The 12,474-nt window shown below is 71.5% G+C and carries 11 protein-coding genes; 3 read left to right on the plus strand and 8 right to left on the minus strand.

The window, feature by feature from the left end:
- Positions 1-5 precede the first annotated feature (5 nt).
- The 3 genes from D9753_RS09880 (at position 6) to D9753_RS09890 (ending at position 2,464) form a co-directional block, all read left to right on the plus strand.
- Positions 6-413 (plus strand): VOC family protein, encoded by a 408-nt coding sequence (locus D9753_RS09880; protein ID WP_121786662.1) that lies wholly within the window; start codon positions 6-8, stop codon positions 411-413.
- A gap of 37 nt (positions 414-450) precedes the next feature.
- Positions 451-1,575, plus strand: a complete 1,125-nt coding sequence (locus D9753_RS09885) for an LOG family protein (RefSeq protein ID WP_121786663.1) — start codon at positions 451-453, stop codon at positions 1,573-1,575.
- A 163-nt stretch (positions 1,576-1,738) separates the two neighbouring features.
- Positions 1,739-2,464: an LAETG motif-containing sortase-dependent surface protein gene (locus D9753_RS09890; RefSeq protein WP_240468102.1), complete on the plus strand. Its 726-nt coding sequence runs from the start codon at positions 1,739-1,741 to the stop codon at positions 2,462-2,464.
- A gap of 204 nt (positions 2,465-2,668) precedes the next feature.
- Here the strand turns inward: D9753_RS09890 and D9753_RS09895 are convergent, their stop codons facing one another.
- The 8 genes from D9753_RS09895 to pyrH all read right to left on the minus strand — a co-directional run bounded on the left by D9753_RS09895 (position 2,669) and on the right by pyrH (position 12,297).
- Complete coding sequence (locus D9753_RS09895) at positions 2,669-3,688, minus strand: ABC transporter ATP-binding protein (RefSeq protein WP_121786665.1); 1,020 nt, start codon at positions 3,686-3,688, stop codon at positions 2,669-2,671.
- Positions 3,688-5,325: an ABC transporter permease gene (locus D9753_RS09900; RefSeq protein ID WP_121786666.1), complete on the minus strand. Its 1,638-nt coding sequence runs from the start codon at positions 5,323-5,325 to the stop codon at positions 3,688-3,690. Before D9753_RS09900 ends, D9753_RS09895 begins: the two co-directional genes overlap by 1 nt.
- A gap of 38 nt (positions 5,326-5,363) precedes the next feature.
- The gene (locus tag D9753_RS09905; RefSeq protein ID WP_121786667.1) at positions 5,364-6,446 is read right to left on the minus strand and encodes a thiamine ABC transporter substrate-binding protein; all 1,083 of its coding nucleotides are present in this window, start codon (positions 6,444-6,446) and stop codon (positions 5,364-5,366) included.
- Between the two features lie 211 nt (positions 6,447-6,657).
- Positions 6,658-7,764 carry a 23S rRNA (adenine(2503)-C(2))-methyltransferase RlmN gene (gene rlmN, locus D9753_RS09910; RefSeq protein WP_121786668.1) on the minus strand — a complete coding sequence of 369 codons (1,107 nt, stop codon included), beginning with the start codon at positions 7,762-7,764 and terminating at the stop codon, positions 6,658-6,660.
- Positions 7,765-8,097: 333 nt separating this feature from the next.
- Positions 8,098-9,336, minus strand: a complete 1,239-nt coding sequence (locus tag D9753_RS09915; protein WP_121786669.1) for a cytochrome P450 — start codon at positions 9,334-9,336, stop codon at positions 8,098-8,100.
- 225 nt (positions 9,337-9,561) lie between these two features.
- Complete coding sequence (locus D9753_RS09920) at positions 9,562-10,797, minus strand: phosphatidate cytidylyltransferase (RefSeq protein ID WP_121786670.1); 1,236 nt, start codon at positions 10,795-10,797, stop codon at positions 9,562-9,564.
- Positions 10,797-11,354 carry a ribosome recycling factor gene (gene frr, locus D9753_RS09925; RefSeq protein WP_121791000.1) on the minus strand — a complete coding sequence of 186 codons (558 nt, stop codon included), beginning with the start codon at positions 11,352-11,354 and terminating at the stop codon, positions 10,797-10,799. The genes D9753_RS09920 and frr overlap by 1 nt, the downstream gene beginning before the upstream one ends.
- Positions 11,355-11,538: 184 nt before the next feature.
- The gene (gene pyrH, locus D9753_RS09930) at positions 11,539-12,297 is read right to left on the minus strand and encodes a UMP kinase (protein ID WP_121786671.1); all 759 of its coding nucleotides are present in this window, start codon (positions 12,295-12,297) and stop codon (positions 11,539-11,541) included.
- Positions 12,298-12,474: the final 177 nt, after the last annotated feature.

The following is a 12,474-nucleotide window of genomic DNA, read 5'->3' on the forward strand; positions in this document are numbered from 1 at the left end:
GCCCCATGTACCAGCAGATGATCTTCGTGAACCTGCCCGTGACCGACCTCGACGCCTCGAAGAGGTTCTTCACGGAACTCGGCTACACGATCAACCCGCAGTTCAGCGACGAGAAGGCCGCTGCCGTGGTGATCAGCGACACCATCGTGGCGATGCTGCTGACGAGGCCGTTCTACGCGACCTTCACCAAGAAGGAGATCGCCGACGCGACGACCACCAGCGAGGTGATGCTCTGTCTGAGCGCCGAGAGCCGTGAGCAGGTGGACGAGCTGGTCGACCGGGCGATCTCGGCCGGCGGCACGGCGAGCGGCGAGAGCCAGGACCACGGTTCCATGTACGGCCGCGCCTTCGAGGACCTCGACGGCCACATCTGGGAGGTCATGTGGATGGATCCGGCCGTGATCCAGGGCTGACCGCCTCCCGGCCGAACGCCCGTGCCAGCATGGGCGGGTGCATCCGATACCCGCCCAGCCGCCCCGTCCCGCCCACGACCACGAGATCGAGTCCCTCGCCGAGTTCGACGAGGTGGTCGCCGAGCACGGCACACTCGCCGGGTTCCGCGTCCAGGCCGTGGACCTGACCGGTCGTACGGACGCCCTGCTCCGTCTCGACAGCACCGGCGCCGTCTTCCTCGGCTGCCCGATGGATCCCGAGGCCGCCGCCCGCATCCGGTCGGCCGGCGCCCTGGTCTTCCCGCCGGTCCCCGGGCTCCCCTTCGACCCGTACCGGGGCTTCGTCTACACGCCGGACGAGCTGTTCGACGCACTGGCCCAGGGGTACGAGGCGACACCGGACGCGCGCGCGTACGCCTGGTTCCAGCGGACGAAGGCCGACGGTGACATCTTCTCCTCGATGCTGCGGGCGATCCACGACGACGCCGTCTCCGACGCCCTGGACGAACTCCTCGTCGGTGCCCGGGTGGTGGGGGTCATGGGCGGCCACGCGATGGCCCGCGGCACGACCGCCTACGCGGGTGCCGCCCGGCTGGGACGCGCCCTGACCCGCGCCGGGTACACGGTCGCCACCGGCGGCGGGCCGGGCGCGATGGAGGCCGCCAACCTCGGCGCGTACGCCGCGCCCTTCGGCGACGACATGCTGGAGGACGCGCTCCGGCTGCTGGCCAAGGCGCCCTCGTTCCGGCCGTCGGTCACGGACTGGGCGCGGGCCGCCTTCGAGGTGCGCGAGCGCTGGCCGGGGGGCGGGACATCGGTGGGCATCCCCACCTGGTTCTACGGCCACGAACCGCCGAACGCCTTCGCCGCGCACCTCGCCAAGTACTTCGCCAACGCCACCCGCGAGGACGGCCTGCTGGCCCGTTCCACCGCCGGGGTGGTGTTCCTGCCGGGCGCGGCCGGGACCGTACAGGAGATCTTCGACAACGCGACGCCCAACTACTACGGGTCACGTGGGGAACCGACCCCGATGGTGCTCGTGGACAGCGCGCACTGGACCCGGGACCTGCCGGCCTGGCCGTTGCTGCAGTCGCTGGCGCGGGGCCGGGCGATGGAGTCCCGTATCGCCCTCGTTGACCGGATCGAGCAGGCGCCGGACGCCATCAAACGTCTGGGCGGTTAATAAGAGGGCAAAGTCAACGCTCGTTGACAGTCCTCGCGTTGACACTGCTTACGGAGCGCTTATAAACCTGTGAGCTCCCGGGGTGCTGGGGCCTCGCCTCGTATCCGCCCCAACTCCCCGTCCACCCCCCGCGATTGCACTCTGTAAAGGACAAACGTTGTCCATGACTCGCCGTAGCGTACGCCGTTCCGTGCACGTTCTGGGTGTCGCCTCCGGGTCGGCGGCGCTGATGCTGGGCCTGGCCGGCTCCGCGCTCGCCTGCGACATCAAAGACTTCTCCGCCGAAGCCAGGTGCGACGGCGCCGAGGGCGTCATCGTCGTCACCGACACGGACGCCTCCGCCGCCGACGCCACCGTCAGTGTCTTCCTCGAGGGCGACGGCGGCGTCGAGACGAAGGTCGGCGAACAGCCGGTCAAGGGGTCGAAGGAGGGCGCCCGGATAACGTTCCCCGAACAGTGGAAGCCGAGCGCCACCTACCGGATCCACGTCAAGGCCCCCGATGTCGACCGTGACGTCAAGCCCGACCTGGTGACCCCGTCCACCGCCTGCAAGGCCGAGAGCCGGCCCCCGAAGCCGACGGCCTCCACGACACCCTCACCGTCCTCCTCGGCGTCGGCGTCGGCGTCGGTCTCGGCGTCCGCGTCCCCGCCCGCGTCGACCCCGGCCGGATCGGCGACCCCCTCACCGGCGGCCTCCGGGTCCAGCTCCGCCGCGGCCGGCACGCCGGGCAACGCGCCGTCCCCGGCGGTCGGTGACTCCAACCTCGCCGAGACCGGTGCCGACTCCCACACCGGCCTGATCGCCGGCCTCGCGGCGGCCCTGGTGGTCGTCGGTGGCGGCGCGGTCTACGTCGGTACGCGCCGCCGCGGGGCGAAGCACAGCGGCTGACACCACCCCGCCACACCCCGACCCGGCCCGCCCTCCCCACCGGGGGAGGACGGGCCGGTGAGCACGGGCCGGACCGCGACGGCCGGTGAGCACAGGCCGAACGACGGGCCACCGCCGGCCGCGACCGGCTCATTTGGCCGGCCCACCTGCCGTCGGTCCACCTGACCGGCGGTCTCGTCGCGGTGGCGGCCACGCGGGAGTCGCTCAGTCGAGCACGACGGTTTCGGACACGTCGAACTCCACCCCGACCACGCCACCCAGCTCCGGCGCGTCCCGCAGCGCGCACGCCGCCTCCAGCCACGGGGCCCGCTCCGGCTGGAGACGGACGGCCACGTGGGTGCCCCGGAAGGTACGGGCGGTGACCGTGCAGGGCAGCCCCTGGTCGGCGGCCACCAGCCGGATCCCGGCGGGCCGGACGAGGACCGTGCGGGCACCCTGCGCCGAGCCGTCGGGCACCGGCAGCTTGCCCCAGGGGCTGTCGGCGACCGCTCCGGTGACGGTCGCCCCGACCACGTTGTCGAAACCGAGGAAACGGGCCACGAACGCGTCGGCGGGCCGCTGCCAGACCTCCAGCGGCGTGCCCGACTGCGCGATCCGCCCGTCGCGCATCACCACCACCCGGTCGGCCAGCGCGAACGCCTCCCCCTGGTCGTGGGTCACCGCGAGCACGGTGGTGCCCAACCGCCCGAACAGCTCCCGCAGTTCCACCACCAGCCGTTCCCGCAGCGAGCGGTCGAGCTGACCGAGCGGCTCGTCCAGCATGAGCAGTTGGGGCCGGGGCGCGAGGGCGCGGGCCAGTGCGACCCGCTGCTGTTCGCCGCCGGACAGGGAGGCCACGGCCCGCCGGGCGGCACCGGGCAGCCCGACCAGCTCCAGCAACTGCCCGACCTCGGCGTCCCGTTCGTCCTTGGCGACGCCGTGCATCCGCAGCCCGAACGCGACGTTCGCGCCGACGTCCCGCTGCGGGAAGAGCTGGTGGTCCTGGAACATGAGCCCCATCCCCCGCTTGTGCGCGGGGACGTGCGTCTGCTCGCGGCCGTCGAGCAAGACCCTCCCGGAGTCCAGGGGTTGCAGTCCCGCCACCGCCCTGAGCAGGGTCGACTTGCCGCTGCCGCTGGGCCCGAGCACGCACACCACCTCGTGCTCGGCGACGTCGAGGCCGACGGCGTCGAGCACGGCCCGTCCGCCGAGGCGCACGGTCGCGGCGTCGAGGCTCAGCAGCATCAGAACTCCCCTGTCCGGTCGATGGGGGTCCCCCCGGTCGAGTCTGTTCGAGACTGGGGGAGCAGCCGCTCCAGGATGAGCAACGCGGCCGCGCACACCACCATGAGAATGGTCGAAAGGGCCATGGCCTGGCCGTAGTTGAGGTCGCCGGGACGGCTCAGCAGGCGGGCCACGGCGACCGGAAGCGTGGGATTGTCGGGGCGGGCGATGAACACGGTCGCCCCGAACTCCCCCAGCGACACGGCGAACGCGAACCCGGCCGCGACCAGCAGCGCCCGCCGCACCAGCGGCAGGTCCACCTCCCGCCACACCCGCCACGGCGAGGCCCCGAGCACGGCCGCCGCCTCCCGCAGACGTCCGTCCACCGCGCGCAGCACGGGCAGCATGGTCCGTACGACGAAGGGGGCACCCACCAGCGCCTGCGCGAGCGGCACGAGGAGCCACGACTGGCGCAGGTCCAGCGGCGGCCTGTCCAGCGCGATCAGGAAACCGAAACCGACGGTCACGGCGGAGACGCCGAGCGGCAGCATCAGCAGCGCGTCGAAGCCCCGTACCAGGTGTCCCGCGTCCCGCCGGGCCAGCGCTGCAGCGGCGAGACCGCCGACCAGGACGGCGATGGCGGTGGCGGCGACGGCGTACTCCAGCGAGGTCCACACGGCGTGCACGGGCGCCACCAGGAACGTACCGCCGTCGGATTCGGTCAGCGCCCGGTAGTAGCCGAACCCCGGTGCGTCGAGGGAGCGCCGGACGAGCACGGCGAGCGGCAGCACCAGGAGCAGGGCGATCGTCAGGAGGACCCCGGCGAGCAGCGCCCACTGTCCGCCGCCGCGCGGCCGACGGGCGGTCACCTTCGGATCGACCAGGCGCAGGGCCGTCTCCCGCCGCCGTACGGTCCGGGCGTGCACGACGAGGATCGCGCCGACGGCGACGAACTGGACGAGGGTGAGGACGGCGGCCGTGGACAGGTCGAAGATCTCGGAGGTCTGCCGGTAGATCTCCACCTCCAGGGTGGAGAAGGTGGGGCCGCCGAGGATCTGCACCACGCCGAAGGAGGTGAAGGTGAACAGGAACACCATCAGCGCGGCGGCGGCCACGGCGGGCGCGAGCGCGGGCAGGGTGACCTGCCGCCAGGCCTTCGCCGGGGAGGCGCCGAGCATCCGGGCGGCCTCCTCCTGGCGTGGGTCGAGCTGGGCCCAGAGGCCGCCGACGGTGCGGACGACGACCGCGTAGTTGAAGAACACATGGGCCAGCAGGATCGCCCACACCGTGGTGTCCAGCCGTACGCCCCATAGCTGGTCGAGCAGCCCGTTGTGCCCGAGCAGGGCCAGGAAGGCGCTGCCGGCGACGACGGTCGGGAGCACGAACGGGACGGTGACGACGGCCCGCAGCACCTGCTTGCCCGGGAAGCGCAGGCGGGCGAAGACGTAGGCGGCGGGCAGCGCGAGCAGCAGGGTGAGCGCGGTGGAGGCCAGCGCCTGCCAGGTGGTGAACCACAGCACGTGCCGGATGTCGGGCTGGGTGACGACGTCCGCGATCCGTCCGAGCCGCCAGCCGCCGTCCGCCTTCAGACCGCGCTCGACGATCGCGGCCACGGGCCAGGCGAAGAACAGCGCGAAGAACGCGACGGGCAGGGCCATCAGCCCGAACCGCGCCGCGTTCCCCCGCCGGGCCCTGGCTACCTCAGTACGAGTGACGTCCACGTCTTGACCCACTGGTCGCGGTTGGCGGCGATCCGGTCGGGGGCCATGGTCCGGGGATCCGCGGCCTGGGGACCGTACTTCAGGAAGTCCGGCGGCACCTGGGCGGCCTCGCGCACCGGGTAGACGAACATGCTCAGCGGCATGTCCTCCTGGAACTCCTTGCTGAGCAGGAAGTCGAGGAACGCCTTGCCGCCCTTGGGGTTGCGGGCGTTGCTCAGCAGCCCCGCGTACTCGGTCTGCCGGAAGCAGGTGCCGCTCGCCACCCCGGTCGGGGCGGTGGCGGGCCGCTTCTTGGCGTAGATCACCTCGGCGGGCGGGGAGGAGGCGTACGACACCACGAGCGGGCGGTCGCCGCCGGCCTTCCTGCCCTGGGTGGAGCCGGAGAACTCCTGGTCGTACGCCTGGTCCCAGCCGTCGACGACCTTGACGCCGTTGGCCCGGAGCTTCTTCCAGTAGCCCTGCCAGCCCCCGTCGCCGAACTGTGCGGCACTGCCGAGGAGGAAGCCGAGGCCCGGCGAGGAGGTGGCCGCGTTCTCGGTGACGAGCAGGTTCTTGTACCGGGGTTCGGCCAGGTCGGCGAAGGTCCGCGGCGGGGTCAGCCGGTGCGCGTCGAAGTAGGCCTTGTCGTAGTTGACGCAGATGTCGCCGGTGTCGACGGGCGTGACGCGGTGCCGGGCCCCGTCGACCCGGTACCGCGGCAGGACGGTGTCGGATCCCTTGGGCCGGTACGGCTGGAACAGCCCGTTGTCCAGGGCCCGGGAGAGCAGGGTGTTGTCGACGCCGAAGAGGACGTCACCCTGCGGGTTGTCCTTGGTGAGGATCGCCTTGTTGACGGCCTGGCCGGCATCGCCGTCCTCCAGGACCTTGACCTGGTACCCGGACCGCTTCTCGAAGTCCTTCAGGACGCTCTTCGAGACGTTCCAGGAGTTGTGGCTGACGAGGGTGACGGTCCTGGAGTCCGTGGACTTCCCGGTGTCCGACGACCCGCACCCGGTCAGTGCGGGCAGGGCGAGGAGACCGAGCCCCGCCGCCACGGCCACGAGGGTCTTGTTGTGCACTGGATGTCCTCCTGGGTGGGCCAGGAAGAGACGCGGCCCTGCCCGGGCCTCCGCGAGGAAGGCCGGGCAGGGCGCAACAGCTTGAGTGGTGACCGAACTTCCTACCCAGAATGACCTGGGCGAGGTTCAGAGGGTCTGCGGCCCGGTTGCCGCACTCTCAGCGCTGTGGCGCTCCCCTGTCGGAATATGAAGATATGTGGACGTGGTCAGGTTACCGCTCGGTGGCCGCGAGCTGACCGCAGGCCCCGTCGATCTCCTGCCCGCGGGTGTCCCGGACGGTCACCGGCACGCCGTGCGCGGCGATGGCTTCCACGAACGCCTTCTCGTCCTCCGGCCGGGAGGCCGTCCACTTCGAGCCCGGGGTCGGGTTGAGCGGGATGAGGTTGACGTGCACGGGCCTGCCCCGGAGCAGCCGGCCCAGCCGGTCACCGCGCCAGGCCTGGTCGTTGATGTCCCGGATCAGCGCGTACTCGATCGACAGCCGGCGGCCCGACCTCTCGGTGTACTCGAAGCCGGCGTCCAGCACCTCGCGCACCTTCCACCGCGTGTTCACGGGGACGAGGGTGTCGCGCAGCTCGTCGTCGGGGGCGTGCAGGGAGATCGCGAGCCGGCACTTGAAACCCTCGTCGGCGAACCGGTGGATGGCCGGCACCAGCCCGACGGTCGAGACGGTGATCCCGCGCTGGGACAGGCCCAGTCCGTCCGGGGCCGGGTCGGTGAGCGCCCGGACGGCGCCGACGACCCGCTTGTAGTTGGCGAGGGGCTCGCCCATGCCCATGAAGACGATGTTGGACAGCCGTGCCGGTCCGCCCGGCACCTCCCCGTCCCGCAGCGCCCGCATCCCGTCCACGATCTGGTGCACGATCTCGGCGGTGGACAGGTTCCGGTCCAGGCCGGCCTGCCCGGTGGCGCAGAACGGGCAGTTCATCCCGCATCCGGCCTGCGAGCTGATGCACATGGTGACCCGGTCCGGGTACCGCATCAGCACGGACTCGACCAGCGTGCCGTCGAACAGCCGCCACAGCGTCTTGCGCGTGGTCCCCTGGTCGGTCGACAGATGCCGGACGACCGTCATCAGCTCCGGCAACAGCGCTTCGCGCAGCCTGCCGCGCGACCCGGCGGGGATGTCGGTCCACTGCTCGGGGTCGTGCGCGTACCGCGCGAAGTAGTGCTGCGCGAGCTGCTTGGCACGGAACGGCTTCTCACCGATCTCGGCCACCGCGTCCTTGCGCTCGGCGGGCGTGAGGTCGGCGAGATGCCGCGGCGGCTTCTTGGCTCCGCGCGGCGCGACAAAGGTGAGTTCTCCGGGCTTAGGCATGGCCCTACCAGTGTCGCAGATCCAATCGGGTGACCTGGGGCTGTCGCTCCGGACGACTGGGCCGTCGATTACCGCAATGTCGGCCTCTGGTTCTACCACTACCTGGACCGAATGAACGCAGGTGCGGGCAACCCCCGGATGATTCCGGATCGCTTCACCGGCAACAGGCGCGGCCCCGGCCGTCACCTCGTAGCCGGGGCTTTCCCGACCTGGTGTTTCATGGCTCCCGGATGCGGTCGATGACGAGTCCCGTAAGCGCACTCACACGCGGTCACGAGACTCTGGTGCCCCCCCCGGCCCGACTGGGTCGTCCGTGGTCGCGGCGTACAGGTTTCACCAGGTCACGGGCAGGGTCCTCGGGCCGCGGATCAGGCCCTGGCGCTGGAATTCGACCTCCTCCGGGGGCACGGCCAGCCGGATGCCGGGGAAGCGGGTGAGGACCGTGCCGATCACCACCTCGGCCTCCATGCGGGCCATGATGGCGGCCAGGCAGTGGTGCGGGCCGTGCCCGAAGGCCAGGTGGGCCCGGTTCTCGCGGTCGAAGTCCAGGGCGTCCGGGTCGGGGAAGACCTCGGGATCGCGGTTGGCGGCGACGTACGCGTTGTAGACGACCTCACCGGCCCGGATCAGCCGGCCGCCGACGGTGACGTCCTCGACGGCGACCCGGGGGATGCCGACGCCGTTGCGGTGCGGGACGTAGCGGAACAGCTCGTCCACGGCCCGGGGCAGCAGCTCGGGCTCGCGGCGCAGCCGGTCCATGTGCCCGGGGTGGGTGAGCAGCGCGTACATCATCGAGCCGCTGTTGTTGCGGACGGCGTGGCCACCGCTGACCTGGACCGCGGTGGCGAGGGAGATCGCCTCGTCGTCGGTGATCTCGCCCGTCCCGACGGCCTGGGCCAGTACCCCGGCCAGGTCGTCGCGGGGCTCCTCGCGGCGGCGCTGGAGCAGTTCGGCGATGCGGGCGCGGTTGGCCCGGGCCACCTGTGCGGCGCGCTTCTCGGACTCGGCGCCCGCGGACAGCAGGGCCTCGCCCGTCTCCGCCCAGCGGTGCCAGTCCTTCTCGTCCACGCCGAGGAAATCGCGGATCACGGCGATCGGGAAGGGGCCGTGCAGGTGTTCCATGAGGTCGGCCGGCGCGCCGGCGCGTTCCATCCCGTCGAGCAGTTCGGCGGCCCGGCGCTCGGCCAGCGGGCGCAGCCGCCGCATGCTTCCACCGGTGAACGCGCGGGCGACGACCCGGCGCAGCCGGTTGTGCCGGGGCGGGTCGATGTACTGCAGGCCCGCCGTCTGCGAGGCCACCGGCGCCGGGCGCATGCTGGTGACGTCGCGGCCGACGACCTGTTCCCGGGAGAAGCGCGGGTCGGAGACGACGAAGCGGATGTCCTCGTACCGGGTGACCAGCCAGGCGTGGCCCTCCCCGTACGGCAGCTTGATCCGGGTCACCGGCTCCTCGCGCAGCACCTCGTCCAGGAACGGGTCCGGGTCGAGTGCGGGCAGGTCGTCGACGGGCCAGAACCTCACCTGCGGCGGAGACGGGGCGGAGGGCGGGACGGGGGCTGGGTCGAGGGGCATCGGACACACTCCCTGCTGCGCGGCCGGGCGGCGGGGGAACGCCGTCCTGTGAGGAGTCTGCCGCGCACGGAGCCCGGCCGCCGACTCGTACTGCGGCATCCGGGTGCGGCACTCCTCCGGACCGGTCACCTCCGGGACACCGGTCCGCTGCGAGGCATGACGACGGGCCCCCGTCCTGTGTTCGGACGGGGGCCCGGAAGTCGTACGATGCCCGGCTCGGTCGGCTCAGCCGCCGCCGACGAAGATCACCATCAGCAGCCAGACCACGGGAGCCGTGGGCAGCAGGGAGTCCAGCCGGTCCATGATGCCGCCGTGCCCGGGGAGCAGGGTGCCCATGTCCTTGATGCCCAGGTCCCGCTTGATCATCGACTCGCCGAGGTCCCCCAGCGTGGCGCTGGCCGCGACCGCGAGGCCCAGCAGCAGGCCCTGCCACCAGGCGCCGTCGTCGATCAGGAAGTGCATGCACAGCGCGCCCGCGACCATCGCGAACAGCACCGCGCCCAGCAGGCCCTCGCGGGTCTTGCCGGGGCTGATGCGCGGGGCGAGCCGGTTCTTGCCGAAGCGCCAGCCGACCGCGTACGCGCCGGTGTCGCTGACGACCGTCAGCAGCAGGAAGGTGAGGACACGCCAGGGTCCGTCGCCGGCGGTGAGCATCATCGCGACGAACGTGGCCAGGAAGGGCACGTAGAATGCCGCGAAGACGCCGGCCGTGACGTCCCTGAGGTAGCCCTCCGGTGGTTCCGTCATGCGCCAGACCAGTACGGCCAGGGCGGTCAGGGCCATGGCGACCCACGCGCCCTCGGCGCCGCGCACGTACCCGGCGACGACCATGGCCGCGCCGCCGACCGCCAGCGGCACGAGCGGCGCCTTGATGCCCTTGCGCTCCTGGAGCCTGCTCGTCAGTTCCCACAGACCGACGACGACGGCGACCGCTATGACGCCGATGAACACGGCCTTGACGATGAACAGCGAGGCGATGATCACCACACCGAGCCCGACCCCGACCCCTATGGCCGCGCTCAGGTCACGGCCCGCGCTCTTCTTCTGCGGCGCCGGCGGCGGGGGCTGCGGGGCGTCGGGCATGGGCTCCGGGTTCTGGGTCTCGGCCGGGAGTCCCCCGGTCGGGGACGTCCCGGTCTGGAACGTCTCGCTCTGGAAGGTGTCGTTCCGGAACGTGCCGTTGTGGCGGCCCTCGCTCGGGAACGGCTCGCTCTGGAACGGCTCGCTCGGGAACAAGGGGCCGCTCAGCCCAGCGGCCCCCCGGTCGTCGTCCTGGTCCCGGCCGTACGCGGGTACGTCGGGCACGATGGGCATGGGGCGAGTCTGCTGCGCCTCAGGCGCATCGTACGCGGGACCCGCCGGGACGGCCCCCGGGGCAGGCTGGGCGGGTGCGCCCTCCGCGGGCCCCCAGTACCCGGCCTGCCCCGCCGACGGCGGCGCCCCCCAGGAAGAGTCGTTCATCAGACTTCGAGCAGCTCCGCTTCCTTGTGCTTGAGGAGCTCGTCCACCTGGGCGACGTACTTGTGCGTGGTGTCGTCGAGCTCCTTCTCCGCGCGGCGGCCCTCGTCCTCGCCGACCTCGCCGTCCTTGACGAGCTTGTCGAGGGCCTCCTTGGCCTTGCGGCGCACGGAGCGGATCGAGATCTTCGAATCCTCGGCCTTGCTGCGGGCGACCTTGATGTAGTCGCGGCGGCGCTCCTCGGTCAGCTCCGGGAACACCACCCGGATGATGTTGCCGTCGTTGCTGGGGTTGACGCCCAGGTCCGAGTCGCGGATGGCCTGCTCGATGTTGCGCAGCGCGCTCTTGTCGAACGGCGTCACGACCGCCATGCGCGGCTCCGGCACGGAGAACGAGGCCAACTGGTTGATCGGCGTCAGGGCCCCGTAGTAGTCGGCCACGATCTTGTTGAACATCGCCGGGTGCGCTCGGCCGGTGCGGATCGCGGCGAAGTCCTCCTTGGCGACCACGACGGCCTTCTCCATCTTTTCCTCGGCCTCGAGGAGGGTCTCTTCGATCACCACTTGCTCCTGCGTGTCTTGAGTAAGGCCCGGCTGCGGTTCCTCGTCGAGGCGGCGGCCGGCTGCGTCGCGTCTTCTTCCTGCACGGTTCCCGACCGGCAGGACATTGTCCATCCCCCGGCCGGGGTGCGTCCCGTCCGTCCCCCGGACAGGTGGCACGCCCCGGGCGGCGGGGGTGTGCCGGTCAGTCCCGGTTGCCCTGCTCGCCCACCAGCGTGCCGATCTTCTCACCCTTGACGGCGCGAGCGATATTGCCCTCGGCGAGAAGCTCGAAGACGAGGATCGGCAGCTTGTTGTCGCGGCACAGGGTGACGGCGGTGGCGTCGGCGACCTTGAGGTCCCGGGTGATGACCTCGCCGTAGCCGAGGGCGTCGAACTTGACGGCGTCGGGGTTGGTCTTGGGGTCGGAGTCGTACACCCCGTCCACGCCGTTCTTGCCCATGAGCAGCGCCTCGGCGTCGATCTCCAGGGCGCGCTGGGCGGCGGTGGTGTCGGTGGAGAAGTACGGCATGCCCATGCCGGCGCCGAAGATGACCACGCGGCCCTTCTCCAGATGGCGCACGGCACGCAGCGGGATGTACGGCTCGGCGACCTGGCCCATCGTGATGGCGGTCTGCACGCGGGACTGGATGCCTTCCTTCTCCAGGAAGTCCTGGAGGGCGAGGCAGTTCATCACGGTGCCGAGCATGCCCATGTAGTCGGACCGGGCACGGTCCATGCCGCGCTGCTGGAGTTCGGCGCCGCGGAAGAAGTTGCCACCGCCGATGACGACCGCGACCTGCGCTCCGTCGCGCACGACGGCGGCGATCTCGCGGGCGATCTTGTGCACCACGTCGGGGTCGACGCCCAGGCCCCCGCCACCGGAGAAGGCCTCTCCGGACAGCTTCAGCAGAAACCGGCCGTGTACTTTGCCGTCGTCGCTCTTCTGGGCCTTGGTGGTCATGGGGGATCCCGCCTCTTTCACGTGGTGCACATACGAAGAAGGCCATTGCCGATGGGGGTGCTTTTCGCTCCCATACGCGGCAATGGCCTCCTCGTCAGATCTGCTGCCGTCCGCCTCACGCCCGGGTGTGGCGGTGTGCGCGGACGACTGCGGTCGACCCTATCGGGATCTCTCCGG

Origin of the sequence: Streptomyces dangxiongensis (assembly GCF_003675325.1) — a bacterium.
Classification (GTDB): domain Bacteria; phylum Actinomycetota; class Actinomycetes; order Streptomycetales; family Streptomycetaceae; genus Streptomyces; species Streptomyces dangxiongensis.